The organism is Anaeromusa acidaminophila DSM 3853 (assembly GCF_000374545.1).
Classification (GTDB): domain Bacteria; phylum Bacillota; class Negativicutes; order Anaeromusales; family Anaeromusaceae; genus Anaeromusa; species Anaeromusa acidaminophila.
Genome location: NZ_KB894592.1, coordinates 59,520 through 75,202, shown reverse-complemented (window position 1 = coordinate 75,202; position 15,683 = coordinate 59,520). Strand labels below are relative to the sequence as shown.

The 15,683-nt window shown below is 48.0% G+C and carries 11 protein-coding genes; 10 read left to right on the top strand and 1 reads right to left on the bottom strand.

Going from position 1 to position 15,683, the window contains the following annotated elements; translation table 11 throughout:
• The first annotated feature begins 69 nt into the window (after window positions 1-69).
• From C508_RS0109450 to C508_RS0109435, 4 genes are all read left to right on the top strand, one after another.
• Window positions 70-513 (top strand): hypothetical protein, encoded by a 444-nt coding sequence (locus C508_RS0109450; protein WP_018703317.1) that lies wholly within the window; start codon window positions 70-72, stop codon window positions 511-513.
• Window positions 514-742: 229 nt separating this feature from the next.
• Window positions 743-1,900 carry a chromate efflux transporter gene (chrA, locus tag C508_RS0109445; protein ID WP_018703316.1) on the top strand — a complete coding sequence of 386 codons (1,158 nt, stop codon included), beginning with the start codon at window positions 743-745 and terminating at the stop codon, window positions 1,898-1,900.
• 251 nt (window positions 1,901-2,151) lie between these two features.
• On the top strand, window positions 2,152-3,867 hold the full coding sequence (locus C508_RS0109440; protein ID WP_018703315.1) for a methyl-accepting chemotaxis protein: 1,716 nt from the start codon (window positions 2,152-2,154) through the stop codon (window positions 3,865-3,867).
• 278 nt (window positions 3,868-4,145) lie between these two features.
• Window positions 4,146-5,861: a methyl-accepting chemotaxis protein gene (locus tag C508_RS0109435; protein ID WP_018703314.1), complete on the top strand. Its 1,716-nt coding sequence runs from the start codon at window positions 4,146-4,148 to the stop codon at window positions 5,859-5,861.
• A gap of 68 nt (window positions 5,862-5,929) precedes the next feature.
• Here the strand turns inward: C508_RS0109435 and C508_RS0109430 are convergent, their stop codons facing one another.
• Window positions 5,930-6,505, bottom strand: a complete 576-nt coding sequence (locus C508_RS0109430; protein ID WP_018703313.1) for a lipid-binding SYLF domain-containing protein — start codon at window positions 6,503-6,505, stop codon at window positions 5,930-5,932.
• Between the two features lie 209 nt (window positions 6,506-6,714).
• Between C508_RS0109430 and C508_RS18235 the strand changes: the two genes are divergently transcribed.
• From C508_RS18235 to larAH10, 6 genes are all read left to right on the top strand, one after another.
• A complete protein-coding gene (locus C508_RS18235; RefSeq protein WP_018703312.1) occupies window positions 6,715-8,133 on the top strand; it encodes a putative bifunctional diguanylate cyclase/phosphodiesterase in 1,419 nt (472 codons plus the stop codon).
• Between the two features lie 167 nt (window positions 8,134-8,300).
• On the top strand, window positions 8,301-9,602 hold the full coding sequence (locus tag C508_RS0109420; protein ID WP_018703311.1) for an amidohydrolase: 1,302 nt from the start codon (window positions 8,301-8,303) through the stop codon (window positions 9,600-9,602).
• A gap of 105 nt (window positions 9,603-9,707) precedes the next feature.
• Window positions 9,708-9,878, top strand: coding sequence for a 4Fe-4S ferredoxin (locus C508_RS0109415; RefSeq protein ID WP_018703310.1), 171 nt, complete (start codon window positions 9,708-9,710; stop codon window positions 9,876-9,878).
• A 161-nt stretch (window positions 9,879-10,039) separates the two neighbouring features.
• Entirely contained in the window at window positions 10,040-12,583 is a 2,544-nt protein-coding gene (gene clpB, locus C508_RS0109410; protein WP_018703309.1) for an ATP-dependent chaperone ClpB, read from the top strand.
• 194 nt (window positions 12,584-12,777) lie between these two features.
• Window positions 12,778-14,037, top strand: coding sequence for an MFS transporter (locus tag C508_RS0109405; protein ID WP_018703308.1), 1,260 nt, complete (start codon window positions 12,778-12,780; stop codon window positions 14,035-14,037).
• A gap of 189 nt (window positions 14,038-14,226) precedes the next feature.
• Window positions 14,227-15,525, top strand: coding sequence for an NPN-dependent 2-hydroxyacid racemase, LarAH10 family (larAH10, locus tag C508_RS0109400; RefSeq protein ID WP_018703307.1), 1,299 nt, complete (start codon window positions 14,227-14,229; stop codon window positions 15,523-15,525).
• Window positions 15,526-15,683 lie beyond the last annotated feature (158 nt).

Sequence of the window (15,683 nt, the reverse complement as noted above, 5' to 3'; positions counted from 1 at the left end):
GAAAGAGTGTGCAGGAAATTTTTACAAAAAGTAGAATTACTATGTGATTATAAAGAGATGGGGTGCTTTATGGGAAAAAGAATCGTCATGGGAGTTATCGTATCGTTGCTTTTTTCAATGTCGGTGTGTTTGGCTGGAGAAAAATCGGTGTATGTTATCAATCATGTTTTTACGGATGCCGTTTATAGGGTCAATGGAATGTTTGTGTTAAACGGATCGCCTGCGTTGGGATTTAAACTGCCGGCAGGCGTTAATGCCGCTACAGTAACTTATGATACGCTGGATCAAGTAATGCTGAGCAAGGGCAGACATATTATCTATGCTAAAATTATAGATTTGACAAACGACAAGGAAATAAAAAAGACAAAAGCATCGATGATTGAAGCTGACGTAGAAAACTATAAATATGGCTATAATGTTAAGTGGAATTATACGACTGAGCGCGGTCTCTTTGGCTACCAACTGGTTGTGGATGATGAAGTAGTTGGAACGTTTGCCATAACCATTAACTAGTTGCCGCGTGCGGTTCTTTCTCAAGCTTTATTACCGCATTATAAATGAAAAACCGCTCGTTGATGGTATTCTTACAATAGATTATCATGAAGAGCGGTTTTTTGTTTCTGTCTAAAATCTGTTAGCGGATTTTGCTTTTTCAAAACGGTAACAGGAGAGCCATCTTGTTTAGGGTTTAAGTCTTTCGTTGGGGAGCGTATCCTTTATTCAAAGAAAGCAGGGGGGAGCTATGCTTCAAGAACATCAGACGAAGGCAAATTTGAGGGAAGTATGCTTGGCCTTTCTGCGGCTAGGTACGTTGTCTTTTGGCGGTCCGGCTGCGCATATTGCCATGATGGAAAACGAATTTGTACAAAAACGTCAATGGCTGGAGCGAGGCAAGTTTCTTGAGCTAGTAGGCGCGTCTAATTTAATTCCGGGGCCTACATCGACAGAACTTGCCATTTATATCGGCTATCTAAAAGCTGGCTGGCCGGGGCTAATTGGTGCGGGCGTTTTTTTCATTCTGCCGGCCATGCTGATTGTTTTGTTTTTAGCGCATATGTATGTCTTGTATGGAGAATTACCGCAAGTTTCCTTCGCTCTTTATGGCGTAAAACCTGTAATAGTAGCGATTATTGCTCAAGCGATTTGGAATTTGGGGAAAACGGCAATTAAAGACATCCCAGGGATGTTAATCGGCGGAATGGCCTTGGCTCTTGCTTTTTTTGCTAGTAATCCATTGTTTCTTTTGGTGCTGAGCGGCTTGGGCATGATAGCGATAAAAAGAGCGCAAAAGATAAAAATGAATGTATTGTTGACGCCGATGCTTGCCGTTATGGATGTGACGAAAAGTGAGATCGCCCAGGCTGCAGTTGGCGCTAAGCTTTCATTAGCAACGTTGTTCGTTACGTTTTTTAAAATCGGAGCGGTTTTGTATGGCAGCGGCTATGTTTTGCTGGCCTTTTTATGGACGGACTTTGTGCAAAATTACCAAGTGCTTACTTCTCAGCAACTGTTGGATGCCGTGGCGATTGGCCAGATTACCCCTGGACCGGTGTTTACGACAGCAACCTTTATTGGCTATGTCATTGCCGGGCTTCCAGGCGCGATCATTGCTACAGTTGCTATTTTCTTGCCGTCTTTTATCTTTGTACCTGTCATAAGTCTCTTTTTGAAGAAAATCAAAAACTCGGCAATGGCATCAGATTTTCTTGCAGGCGTAATCGTGGCTTCTCTAGCTCTTATGGCTTCGGTTACTTGGACGCTGGCGGTTTCTTCGGTGATTGACGGGCTGACGGCCATACTGGGGGGGCTTTCTCTTATTGCTGTTTTTAAGTACCGCATCAATACTACTTGGCTTATCTTTGCCGGTGGTGCGATCGGATTTCTTCAATTCTTGTTTTGAATTTTAAAGCGTGACATGAAGTAAATGAAGTGCAGAAACTCACATTGAGTTCATGCACTTTTTTTATAGCAAAGTATGGTTTGATAATGGTGTTACATACCACCGTTTTGAAAGTAAATAACATGGAAATAATAGTCAAAAAAGATGAAAGTTGAAGGGTATTTTTAACTAAGAAAGAATAATACCAAATTATAAGGGACTGATTTAATGAAAGAGAGTAAGCGTCGAATCATGCAAAGGAGGGTTTAAAAATGGGATTTTTCAATGACCTGAAAGTTGCAACGAAGCTAGCTTTTTTAACGTTTGTGGCCTTTGTTTCTTTGTGTATCGTTAGCGGCGTGGGGTACTATACTACCCAGCAAGGCAGCCTTATGATGAATGCGATGTACGAAGAAGGCTTTGTTCCTAATGATGCGATTACAAGCATGCTAACGGTTGTTAATGAAAACAATGCTTATCTATTGGAGTTGATGGTAACTACCGATGACAATATGAATAACGTGCTGAAGAATAAACTTGCTAAAAATGTCGAAGAGTCTAATCGTCTAGTAGCTAAAATGAATAAAGTGAATTTAGATGCCAAAGGGGCGGCCTTATGGAGCGATATAAAAAAGGCGCAAGGCCCTTATCGCGAAACTCGGAATGAAATTCTTGAGCTGGCCCTCCAGAATAAGAATGCGGAAGCTTATGCGATTTATACGTCCAAACTGGTTCCGTTAAGTAATGCTTATATAGGGAAAGTAAAAGAACTATCAAGCTATTATACGGAGATAGGGAAAAGGATTAATAATGACAATCAAGCGGCCGCTGCCGTAACCACAAGAACGTTAATTGGAATATCCTTTGTTGCCTTGATCATATTGAGCGGATTTTCCTTCTTTATATCCAAAATCATTACCGTTCCTTTGCGAAAAATGGTAGCCGCTTGTGGGGAATTTGCACAAGGTGATTTTCGGGAGAAACCACGTACGGTTGTTCGAAAAGATGAACTCGGACAGTTGGCGGATTCTCTTTCTGATATGCGTGATAGCTTGCGTGGGGTGTTAAAGCATGTTAATGAATCCTCAGAACAAGTGGCGGCTTCTTCCGAAGAGTTGACAGCCAGCGCCGATCAATCCGCCCATGCGGCAACGGCAGTTGCAATTTCTATCAACAATGTCGCAAAAGGAACGGAAAATCAATTGAAAGAAAGCAATACAACGGCGGAGGTTGTAGAGCAAATGTCTGCCGGGATTGAGCAGGCCGCAGCTACCTCAAACCAGGTGGCTTCTCAGTCGGTACAAGCTGCGCAAAAAGCGAAAGACGGTAATGCGGCTATTGAAAAAGCAGTTACACAAATGGCTCATATTGAAGACTCGGTAACCAATTCAGCGCAGGTGGTCACTAAACTGGGCGAACGGTCTAAAGAAATCGGGCAGATTGTTGATACGATATCAGGAATTGCGGCGCAAACGAATTTATTAGCGTTAAATGCTGCTATTGAAGCGGCGCGGGCGGGGGAACAAGGCCGCGGGTTTGCTGTGGTTGCCGATGAAGTGCGAAAGCTTGCAGAGCAGTCGCAAGATGCGGCCAAACAAATATCTGAGTTAATTAGTGAGATTCAAGGCGAAACCGATAAAGCCGTTAGAGCGATGGCGGAAGGAACGGAAGAGGTTAAAATTGGGGCGACTGTGGTCAACACGGCGGGAGCAACTTTTGAAGAGATTGCTCAAGTAGTTACGGATGTAGCCGAGCAAGTACGCGAAATTTCTGCAGTCATGCAGGAACTGGCCGGCTCTAGTCAACAAATTGTCTCGTCGGTAAGAGAAATAAATAAACTCTGTCAAGATTCGTCGGGAGAAGCTCAATCTGTGTCGGCGGCAACGGAAGAGCAGACGGCATCTATGGAAGAAATTGCTTCGGCGAGTCAAAGTTTATCGAAGCTGGCCCAAGATTTACAAACGGAAATCAGCAAATTTCGTATATAGTTAGGGCTGCTCTAGTAGGGTTAAGCTGAACACAATGTGAAAGCGACCAAGAGTGGTTACCTCATTGAGGAGATAACCACTCTTGGTCTATCATGGCGTGGTGTTGCTATGGCTCCTAATTTGTGGCGCTTTATTGGGGACGTCCTTAAGGTATGGTGTATTCAACAAAACCCTTATAGGAAAAGAAGGAATACATCTTTGGGGGCGAGAAATATAACTGAAAATTCTATAAAAACTACTTTGGCTATCAAAAACGGTTATTGAAGGGATGTGAGCGAATGCAGTTTCTAAACGACTTGCGAGTGGGGAATAAGCTTGGTATTTTGATTGTTATTGCAGTTATTGCGGTTGGTATTGTGGGATGCGTAGGTTATTTTTCTTTAAAACAAAGTAGTGAGCTATTAACGTCTACGTATGAGCAGCGTTTGGTGCCGATACGGTTGCTTTCAGAGAATGGCGCGAATGCAAGAGGCGTGAGCGCAGCGGTCTTAGAATTGATGCTGACTACCGATGACAAGAAAAACCAAGAATTGAAGGCCTTTATTTCTGAGCGAATTAAACGAAACAATGAAATTATGGAAGTGATTGAAAAAGTTCCGAAAGATAATAAAACTACAGAGCTTTTAGATGCTGTAAAAGATTCGCAAAAGAAAAATCGCGAAGCTAGAAATCAGGTTTTAGAGTTAGCCATGCAAAATAAAAATGCAGAAGCCTATGCAGTATATGTCAGCAGTTTGAATCCGCTGACATTACGTTATATTGAAAACCTAGAAAAGCTCATCGCTTACTATGCGGAGATTTCGGAGCGAACCAATCAGACCAGTAAAGAAGAGGTAGCAAAGGCCGTAATGACGATGCTGGGGGTCAGCTTGTTGTTGTTAGTTGTATTGGGAGTGGTTGGAAAATTGATTTCCAAGGCCATTACGGCGCCGTTGCAATTGATGGTTTCCGTTTGCGAAGGTTTTGCGCAGGGGGATTTTCGGGATAAGCCGCGAAGCATAGTTCGAAAGGATGAAATCGGCAGGCTGGCGGATACGCTTGCGGATATGCGTACCAGCTTGCGTTTGATCTTTAAGCATGTGAACGAATCAGCGGAGCAGGTGGCGGCTGCTTCGGAAGAATTGACGGCTAGCGCTGATCAATCGGCGCATGCAGTAACGGCTGTAGCCTCGTCGATCATGGAAGTCGCTCAAGGGGCGGATAAACAGCTTGGAGCGGCGGAAAATGCGACTCATGTAGTCGATGAAATGTCTTCAGGCATTCAAACGGCAGCCGGTAATTCGGAGCAAATGGCGCAGCAATCGGCGCTGGCGGCTCGGAAAGCCAAAAATGGGAATGAAGCGATTGGGAAAGCGGTTTCCCAGATGTCGACAATTGAAGAATCGGTTAATCATTCGGCCCAGGTGGTCGAAAAGCTGGGGAAACGCTCAGAGGAAATTGGTCAAATCATCGAGACGATAGCCGGGATTGCTTCGCAGACAAGCTTATTGTCGCTTAATGCAGCCATTGAAGCCGCTCGCGCAGGCGAACAAGGGCGGGGCTTTGCTGTAGTGGCGGACGAGGTCCGAAAACTGGCGGATCAGTCGCAAGAGGCGGCCAAGAAGATTGCAGAGTTGATTGGCGAAATTCAACAGGACACTAAGAATGCGGTAACGGCGATGGAAAGCGGTACGCGAGAGGTGCAACTGGGGGCGAACGTAGTTAAAGTGGCAGGAGATACGTTTGGAGAAATTGCCACCCTGGTAGATGGCGTATCCGAGCAGGTGGGCGATATATCGACCTCCATGCAGCGTTTGGCGGTATCTGCACAGCAAATTGTTAGGACTGTGAAGGAAATTGAAGTGTTGAGCAAACAGACTTCTGGAGAGGCGCAGTCGGTTTCGGCCGCTACGGAAGAGCAATCTGCGTCAATGGAAGAAATTGCATCGGCAAGTCAAAGCTTGGCAAAGTTAGCCCAAGAATTGCAAACGGAAATTCAGAAGTTTCGTACTTGAATAAGGCGAAGGGGGCGGTGCTGAAACGTTGTTTCAGCACCGCCCCCTATTGGCTTTTTTCAGAATGGTTAATTTAAGTCTCCGTCTTTATAATAGCGGGTTCCTTTGAGCGCAATCTCTAGCGCTAATCCGGAATCGGTCATTTGGTACATCCAAATGCCCTCGGAGACGCTGGCGGCTCCTTCCAAGGCGCCGCCGGAAACGCTGTCGGTGGCGGCAGCGGTAGCTTGACCGCCGAAGTCCCATCCTTTATTGACAAAACGGTTAAAGGCGTCCTGAGTATCAAAAACAAAGATCACGTTGTACTTTTTTACGCCCAGTCCTAGACCGACTTGGCCTTCGGCCATTTTCATAAAGGTTTCCGCACCGCTTTGGTTATTGACGGCAATTCCTTTGCCGTGGCCACTGCCCAGCAGGAAAATTTTGATGCCTGTATTTTGGAAGACTGCATAACCAGCAGCGTTTTCAACCGCTTCACGGGCGGAAGGGCGGGCGTCGTAGAGTCGATTTAACGCAGTCGAGGCCATGTTGCGTACATCTTGACGCTTTTCTTCTTTGGTAGCGGCTTCGGCTGAAGAAAGAGAACCAAGGAATAAGCAAACAAGAGCGATTAGGCTAAGACGCATGATGATGGATTTTGACAAGATAAAAACCTCCTTGAATTTAAGTTCTAACGACCAGAAAAAGAGACTTTGAGTGCAAAATCACTAAGTCTGTTAGTTCTCGCTCTGTAAGAAATAATCCTGTTTATTGTTAAAAATCCTTTAGCGATAAAAAATAGCTTTGAACTTTCTTAGAAAACATGTAAAATGTTTTTAGTGTGCTATTAACTTTGCTGCTGGAGATGCACAAAATGGATGATAAATGGAGCGAATTTATGGGATTTCCTTCGTGCCGGCCAGATATTTGGGAAGAATTGCGCCAAGGCGAGGCAAAGCTACGGCGGCTGGCTTTTTATGATAATTTGACAGGGCTACCTAATCGTACGTATTTGCTGCATTTGCTGGAGGAAATGGCGGCCTCTTGTCAGGGCGCTGTTATTTCCATTGATTTGAATAATTTTCAGACGGTGAATGATTCCATGGGAGAAGACTGCGGTGATTTGCTGTTGCAGCAGGTCGCCGGGCGTCTGCGTGAGTCTTTGGATGAAAGCTGTGTGCTGGCGCGTACTTCTAGTGATGAATTTGTAGCGGTTTGTCCGGCGATGACGCCGGAGCGTTTGAATATTTCCGGCTGGGTGGGAAATATGGCGGAAATGTTCCGAGATCCCTTTGTCGTTAAAGAGCAATCTTGTCATCTGAGCGCCAGTTTTGGCGTAGCCATGTATCCCAAACATGGCACTTCGGCTACGCAAGTGATGCAGCATGCGAATGTAGCGTTGTATGAAGTGAAAAAAAGGGGCAAAAAGGGCTGGGTTCTTTTTGAACCGTCCATGAAACAGCGCTTACAGCGAAAAACGACGCTGGAGCAGAACCTGTATCAGGCGTTAAAAAATGAAGAATTCTTTTTGGAATATCAGCCGGTAGTAGATCCGCGTACTCGGGAAGTGGTTCAATTAGAAGCGTTAGTTCGTTGGCACCGCTTGAAAGAAGGCATTATTTCGCCGGGAGATTTTATTCCGCTGGCGGAGGAAAATGGACTGATTGAGGCCATTGGCCTATGGGTGTTGGAAGAGGCTTGCGCCTATGCTGTGGAACTGCGGAAAGTAACGGGGCGCAATTTGCGCATGGCGGTTAACGTATCGGCTAAACAAATTGAGCAGGCTGGTTTTGTTTGCCAGGTTTTAGATGTCCTGGAGCGAACGGGGCTGCCGCCGGCGGCGTTGGAATTGGAAATCACCGAAAGCCTGCTGATCGCTTCTTTTGATAAGGCCGTAAAGGTCTTGCATGAGCTAGGTGATGCAGGGGTACGGTTTTCTTTGGACGATTTCGGTACCGGCTATTCTTCTTTGACCTATTTAACAAAGCTTCCGATTCATACGGTGAAGCTGGATAAAACTTTCATTCAGGATATTCAAAATGATCCGGTATTTGAAGCGGTTGTGCGCAGTGTGATCGAGATGTCTCATCATCTGTCATTGCGGGTTGTGGCGGAAGGCGTTGAGTCAAGAGAACAGTTCCGTCATTTGTGCAAATTGAACTGCGATTATTTGCAGGGCTATTGGTTTAGCCCACCGTTGCCGCAAGGGAAAATACGCCGGTTCTTAGATTTGTGGACTGCTCAGAGATTGTGCCATTTATGGTTTGTAGAGGAGTCGTCCGGGCCTTCCTAAATTTAATCGAAAAGCTGTACGCCTGAGGCGGCAGCTTTTTTTATTAAATTCCGCCGAATATTCAAGAATGTTTGTTGTCAATATCAAAAACAAAGGGTAAACTAAGTATACAAGAAAAACGGAAACGTCCGTTATTGGATCGTTTCACGAAGGGTGGAGGCAAAAAGATGGAACAGTGGCAGAAAAGCTTAGCCGCAGGCGAAAAGCAACTGGTGGAAGATCGACGTGATGTGCACCGCTATGCGGAAACAGGCTGGACGGAATACCGGACGGCGGCCAAAGTGGCGGAACGGCTGGAACAACTTGGGTATGTGCTGACCGTAGGGAAAGACGCCTTGCGCGACGAAGATCGCATGGGGGTTCCAAAAGCGGAGGTCTTGGCGGAGCAGGAGGCGCGGGCGTTGCAGCAAGGAACGCCGGAAAAATGGCTTGACCGGATGCGCGGCGGTTTTACGGCGCTGTGGGCGGATATGGATTGCGGCGAGGGGCCGTTGGTGGCGCTGCGCTTTGATTTGGATGCCAATGATTGTGTGGAAAGTACAGAAGAAGCGCATCGGCCGCAGGCGGCAGGTTTTGCTTCGGTACAGGCGGGCGCTATGCATGCTTGCGGCCATGACGGCCATGTAGCGGTTGGACTGGCGGTGGCGGTAGCTCTGGCGGCGCAGCGCAGCCAGTTGCGCGGGAAAATACGCCTTATTTTCCAGCCTGCGGAAGAAGGCGTGCGCGGAGCTAAAGCGATGGTCAGCGCTGGCGCGGTAAAAAATGTGGATTATTTATTGGGGGCGCATATTGGCTTTAAAGCGACTCGGACCGGCCAAGTTATTTGCGGCACCGACAATTTTTTGGCGACTACAAAGATGGATGTCACGTACTCGGGCGTGTCTTCACATGCCGGAGCATTTCCGGAACAAGGGAAAAATGCCTTGTTAGCTGCTTGTTCGGCGGCATTGAACCTTCATGCGATTTCTCGTCATGGCGGCGGCGCTACGCGCATTACCGTTGGCACGCTTCATGCAGGACAGGGACGAAATGTGATTCCTCCAAACGCTTTTTTTCAGTTGGAAACGAGAGGCGCTACCAGCGAACTGGATGAATACATGCAGGGCGAAGCGCGGCGCATTATTGAAGCGGCGGCGGCTATGTGGGATGTAACCTATCAGATTGATGTGGTAGGCGGTACTAAAGGCGGGGAAAGTGACACCGAAGTAATAGCTAAGGTGGAGAGCGCTGCTAGAAGCATTCCTTTCTTCACGGAGATTGAAACACGCGTTGATTTTGGCGCGTCCGAAGATTTCGCCTATCTTTTGAGCGCTGTGCAAGAGCAAGGCGGCAAGGGGTGCTATACGATGTTTGGCGCGAAGTTAGCGGCGGGACATCATAATGGACGCTTTGATTTTGATGAGGCCGTGCTGGCGCCAGCGGCGGAATTGTTAGTTCGTAGTGCGTTGCAGCTCTTAGAGTCTGAATAAATTTGCTCTTCAAAAATAAAAAAAAGCACTAGGTAAAAGAAGCTCTTTGTGATATTATGTATTTGGATGTTATTTCAACTTTCTGTATGGTGAGGAGGAAGACAAATGGCTTACAAAATTAGCGATGCTTGCATTCAGTGTGGTGCTTGCGAATCCACTTGCCCGGTTGGAGCTATCTCCCAAGGCGACACTCAGTTTGTAATCGATGCAGGTACCTGTATTGATTGCGGCGCTTGTGCTGCTACCTGTCCGGTTAGCGCCATTAGCCCCGAATAAGCTTTACTTACAAAAAAGCCTGTCCTATCAAGGACAGGCTTTTTTTATTGCTTGTTTTGACTTTTTGATAAAATAAAAGTCAAAAGGTCTAAAAAATACTTGTGCTGTGAAAATCCCTTTGCTACAATAAGATTAAAAGATACCCAAAGGAGGGATTTTCTATGAACCAAGAACAATATCAACCGCAGGCGTTGGAAGTTATACAAACGGCGCAGCAGATTGCCGCCGTACAGTACCATCAGGAATTGACGGGCAAGCATTTGCTAGTAGCACTTTTGAGGGAAAGCGAGGCGCGCTGGAATCGCTTTTGGGAGACGCTGGGCTTAGAACGAAGCCGTCTTTTACAGGAAGCGGAAGCTTTATTGAATTCGCAGCCTCAGGTACGGGGGCAGGAGGGGCAGCTTCGTCCTAGTACGGCCTTTGTTCGGATTATGGCGGTGGCGGAACGTCTGGCCAAAGAAGAAAAACAATTAGTGGCGCCGTTGCATTTGCTGCTGGCCTTGGCGGATGATGGCGAGCAAGAGGTTGTAGCCTGGTTTCGTAAGCATGGTCTGAGTCGTTCCAAACTGCGTCAGAGTTGGCCCCAAGAAACTGCCGCTGATGAGGCGCAGGAAATGTTGGCTCGCTATGGACGGGACTTAACGGTAGCCGCTAAAGAGGGAAAGTTGGACCCTGTAATCGGCCGGGACGAGGAAATTCGACGCACTATCGAAATTCTCAGCCGGCGCAGCAAGAACAACCCGGTTCTTATTGGCGAGCCAGGCGTCGGGAAAACGGCGATAGTAGAAGGCTTGGCTCGACGTATCGTGGCTGGCGACGTGCCGGAGTCTCTCAAAGAAAAGACCCTATACTCTTTGGATTTGGGAGCGCTGCTCGCAGGCGCAAAATTCCGAGGCGAGTTTGAAGAACGTCTAAAAAATGTTTTGAAGACGGTGGCTCAGTCCGAAGGCGCCATGCTGCTTTTTATTGACGAACTGCATACGGTAGTCGGAGCTGGAGCGGCGGAAGGGGCCATGGATGCAGGCAACTTGCTGAAACCTCTTCTGGCCAGGGGTGAGCTGCGCTGTATCGGCGCTACTACCCTGGGCGAATATCGCAAGCACATCGAAAAGGATGCCGCCCTGGAACGGCGTTTTCAGCCGGTTCTCGTGGCGCCGCCGTCAGTGGAAGATACGGTTTCTATTCTGCGGGGACTGAAGGATCGCTATGAGGTGCATCATGGCGTGCGGATTACGGATGCGGCTTTAGTGGCGGCGGCAACCTTGTCGGACCGTTATATCAGCGACCGCTTTTTGCCGGATAAGGCGATTGATTTGATGGATGAAGCGGCTGCTAAGCTGCGCACAGAGATTGATTCCATGCCTAGCGAGCTGGACGAAATTATGCGTCGGCTGATGCAATTGGAAATAGAAGAAAAAGCGCTGGCTAAAGAAGAAGGCGCTGCGGTTGCTGAAAAACTACAGCAACTGCGGATGGAAGTAGCTAGGCTGCGCGAACAGGAAACGGCCTTGCGGCAGCGTTGGGATGCAGAGAAACAAGAAATTTTTGCCCAGCGTAATTTGAAGAAGGAAATGGAATCGTTGCGGGCGCAGATGGAAGAGGCTGAGCGCGCTTATGATTTAAACCGTTTAGCCGAGCTCAAGTATGGGCGGCTGCCGGAGCTGGAAAAGCAAATGGCGGCCAAAGAGCGAGGGGGCGCGGCGGAAGGACGCCTTTTGAAGGAAGAGGTTGGCGAAGAAGATATTGCCAAAGTGGTCAGCCGTTGGACGGGAATTCCTGTGAATCGCATGCTGGCGGGAGAACGGGAAAAACTGGCCCATTTAGAAGAAATTCTGCACCAACGCGTTGTGGGGCAAAATGAGGCGGTCGATGCGGTAAGCGAAGCGATTCTGCGCGCTCGTGCAGGGATTAAGGACCCGAACCGTCCTGTGGGATCGTTCCTCTTTTTGGGGCCGACTGGGGTGGGCAAAACCGAGCTGGCGAGAACGCTGGCAGAAGTGCTCTTTGATGATGAGCGCAGCATGATTCGCCTAGACATGTCTGAGTATATGGAAAAGCACTCCGTAGCGCGGCTCATAGGAGCTCCTCCTGGCTATGTGGGGCATGAAGAAGGCGGTCAACTGACCGAAGCGGTCCGCCGTAAGCCGTATAGCGTGCTCTTGTTGGATGAAGTAGAAAAAGCGCATCCCGACGTGTTCAATGTGCTGCTGCAGATTTTGGACGATGGCCGTCTTACTGATAGTAAAGGCCGGACTGTGGACTTTAAAAATACGATTATTATTATGACGTCCAATCTTGGTTCGGCGGATATTTTACAGCACGGCGAAAAAGCGCGCGATGAAGTGTTGCAGCTGTTAAAAAGCTATTTTAGACCAGAGTTCCTCAATCGTATTGATGATGTAGTGGTCTTCCATGCGCTGGAGGCGGAGCAGGTACGGCAAATTGCCGCTATTTTGCTGCAACGTCTGGCTGCTAGATTGGAGAGCCAGCTGCAGCTCCGTTTAGAATGGGATGAAGACGTTCTGGCCTGGCTGGCGGAAGAAGGATTTGATCCTCAGTTTGGCGCTAGACCCTTGAAACGGCAAATCAGCCGCAGTGTGGAAACGGCTTTGAGCCGGCGCATTGTAGCAGGAGATATTGCCGAGGGCGATCATTTGCGCATGAGCCGCACAGGAAATCAAATTATGTTTACTAAGTTGGCTTGATTACAAGGGCTCATTCAACGAAAACAGCAGTTTCAGCAGATAAAGCTGAGGCTGCTGTTTTCATTTGTCTTTTTTGGAAAACCAAGTATTGTAAATTAGTGTAAAGTTGTAAAAATGAATTGACAAAACGGAACGAGTGGAATAAAATTGCAATAATTATTGTATACAAAAAGCAAGGAAAAGGAAGTGGGACAATGACAAAAACTCGCTGGTGGTTTGCATGGCTGATGTTTGCTGTAAGCTTTGTGTCCTATATGGACCGAGTTAACTTTTCGGTAGCCACTCCGGAAATCATGAAGGAGTTTGGTTATGGAAAGATGGAAATTGGTTGGCTGCAGACCGCTTTTTTTGCCGGGTATGCGCTGATGCAGATACCGGGGGGCATGCTGGCGGAATATTTTGGACACCGTCGCGTCGTGTCCGGCTCGGTGCTTTGGTGGTCAGTTTTTACCGTGCTGACGGCGGTTCCGTCTTCTTTCCCTGGGTTAGCAACCGTTCGCTGCCTCTTTGGCATGGGCGAAGGCCCGGTATATCCGGCGTTTAACAACTTTATCGGTCGTTGGTTTCCTTCGGGGGAGAAAGCTCGTGCTTCTTCGTTTCTTTTGAGCGGTTCTTTTATTGGCCCTGTGTTCGGACCGGCCATTACGGTAGCCTTGATGCTGGCTTTAGGCTGGCGTTCCGTTTTTGTTATTTTCGGCGTTGTGGGTGTTATTGTATCGCTTCTCTGGTATCGTTATGTGAAAGAGACTCCTGGGCAAAGTCCGTTGGTTAACGCAGCGGAGAAGGAATATATCGAAGCAGGCGCTGTGGCGGGCGGCAAGAAAATGGCTCCTTGGAGCGCTTTTATGCGTTCGCGTCAGTTTTGGGCCATTGGGATCCAATATTTTATTACGGACTACATTATGTTTGTATTCTTAGCGTGGCTGCCTCTGTATTTGATGGAGGCGCAGAAATTTTCACTGCAAAAAATGGGTTGGGCGGCCGCTTTACCCTGGGCGATGCTTTGCGGTATTACCTTTTTAGCAGGCTATATCAGTGACCGCATGGTTGCTTCGGGGGTTTCAAAAAATAAAGCGCGGACTATTTTCGGGATTGCTGGTTTGCTTGTTTGCTGTGTCACGTTATATTTAGCGGCTACGGCAGGCGATCCTTGGATGAACGTGCTTTGGCTTACTGTATCTTTGGGGTCGTTGGGCTTTACCTTTAACGCTTCTTGGGCGGCTTGTCATGATATTGGCGGCGCTTACGCCGGCTCGGTTGCTGGATGGATGAACTTCTGGGGCAATGTCGGCGGCGTTTTGGCGCCGATTGTGACGGCCTGGATTGCGACAACCTACGGCTGGCAAGCGGCTATTATCTTCACATCCTTGTCGGCTTTGATCGGCGTTGGCGCTTGGATTTTGGTAAAACCGGATCAAAGTATCCAAAGTATTGCAGAAAAGCAGGCAGTATAAATTTTTTGCAGGAAATGTCCGGAATAGCGGCGAATACGAAAGACAATAAAACCAAAACCGCTGCATTCATACGATAGGAATAAAAGTGGGCGGGAAGAGCCGGAGCGATATGCTTCCGGCTTTCCGGCGCTTATCCGGCGGGGGAACCTGCTTGGTGCGGCTGGGAAACTAAAGGAGGCTCTTAGTATTATGGAAAAAACATTTACCTTTGGACTGGGCGATCAACAAGTGCAGGTCCAGGTGCCGGCGCAGCAGGTCTTGCATGTGATTGAAGGCAAGGCCGCTCCGGCGATTACCGATGTCAATGCGGCGGTACAGGAAGCGTTGCGCAATCCGATTGACTCGCCGCCGCTTAAAGAAGTGGTCAAAGCGGGTGAAAAAGTAGCTGTTATCGTTAGCGACGTTACGCGCGCTTGGACGAAGTTTGATCAATTTTTACCGACCCTGTTGAATGAGCTGAACGAGGCTGGCGTGCCGGACTCGGATATTGATATTGTGGTTGCTCTAGGCAGCCATCGTCCGCATACGCCGGAAGAAGACCGCAGCGTTTGCGGCGAGGAAGTTTGCCGGCGTGTTCGCATTCATCAGCATGAAGCAAGCGATCCGGAAAAGCTTACTTATATGGGGACAACAAGCCGGGGCGTTAAAGCGTATATGAATAAGCTGGTTGCAGCTGCGGACAAAGTGATTTTGACCGGCGGCATTGTATACCATTTAATGGCCGGTTTTGGCGGCGGACGCAAGTCAGTTATGCCTGGCGTCAGCAGCTGGGAAGCCATTCAAAGCAACCACTGCATCGCTTTGAACGAAGTTGTGGGCAAGGGGATTAGCCCGGACTGCGTGTCCGGTAAGCTGGACGGAAACCCTATGCATCTGGATATGGAAGAACATGCGGAACTGTTGAAACCAGCCTTTTTGCTTAATGCCGTGTTCACGCCGGAAGGGAAGTTTGCCCGCTTTGTGGCTGGTAACTGGCGTACTGCTTGGCGCGAAGGAACCAAGACGGTGGAAGAAATTTTTGGGATTCCGATCGAGGCTAAAGCGGACTTGGTATTGGCTTCCGCCGGTGGGTATCCGAAAGATATCAACCTCTACCAAGGATCTAAAACGATCGATAATGCATTCATGGCGGTAAAACCAGGGGGCGTTATCATTTGCTTCTTAGAATGCCGCGATATTACGGAACCGCCGGAATTCAGCGGCTGGTTCAAACACAAAGATATTCATGAATTTGAACTGGCATTGCGGGAACGTTTTACCATTCCTGGTTATGTAGCGTTTAAACTGGCTAATATTGCCAAACAGGTTTCCTTGATTATCGTGACGCATCCTAACAATGTAGATTTCATGAATAATGCCGGCGGCATTATTCCGGCGACAAGCGCGGCAGAGGCTATGGCCATTGCCAAGGAAAAAATCGGCCGTGACGACTTTACGGTTACTGTGATGGAACACGGCGCTAATACGGTGCCGGTTCTAAAGAAATAAACAGTCTCGAGAGGGATATGAAACGAGGCGGCGGATTCCTTGGATACAAGGTTCCGCCGCCTTTTGTGACTTTAGAAGTAGCTAGCAAAAGAGGATCAGGGCGTTTGTCGGTGTATAAGAGGGCAGGAAAGTTTGCCGGAAAGCGCGAATGATACTGC

What these genes read in the sequence shown, in the direction of transcription:
- C508_RS0109415 (WP_018703310.1), top strand. Translation starts at nt 9,708, where the DNA reads ATGGCTTACAAAATTAGCGATGCTTGCATTCAGTGTGGTGCTTGCGAA.
- C508_RS0109435 (WP_018703314.1), top strand. Translation starts at nt 4,146, where the DNA reads ATGCAGTTTCTAAACGACTTGCGAGTGGGGAATAAGCTTGGTATTTTG.
- C508_RS0109420 (WP_018703311.1), top strand. Translation starts at nt 8,301, where the DNA reads ATGGAACAGTGGCAGAAAAGCTTAGCCGCAGGCGAAAAGCAACTGGTG.
- larAH10 (WP_018703307.1), top strand. Translation starts at nt 14,227, where the DNA reads ATGGAAAAAACATTTACCTTTGGACTGGGCGATCAACAAGTGCAGGTC.
- chrA (WP_018703316.1), top strand. Translation starts at nt 743, where the DNA reads ATGCTTCAAGAACATCAGACGAAGGCAAATTTGAGGGAAGTATGCTTG.
- C508_RS18235 (WP_018703312.1), top strand. Translation starts at nt 6,715, where the DNA reads ATGGATGATAAATGGAGCGAATTTATGGGATTTCCTTCGTGCCGGCCA.
- C508_RS0109405 (WP_018703308.1), top strand. Translation starts at nt 12,778, where the DNA reads ATGACAAAAACTCGCTGGTGGTTTGCATGGCTGATGTTTGCTGTAAGC.
- C508_RS0109440 (WP_018703315.1), top strand. Translation starts at nt 2,152, where the DNA reads ATGGGATTTTTCAATGACCTGAAAGTTGCAACGAAGCTAGCTTTTTTA.
- C508_RS0109450 (WP_018703317.1), top strand. Translation starts at nt 70, where the DNA reads ATGGGAAAAAGAATCGTCATGGGAGTTATCGTATCGTTGCTTTTTTCA.
- clpB (WP_018703309.1), top strand. Translation starts at nt 10,040, where the DNA reads ATGAACCAAGAACAATATCAACCGCAGGCGTTGGAAGTTATACAAACG.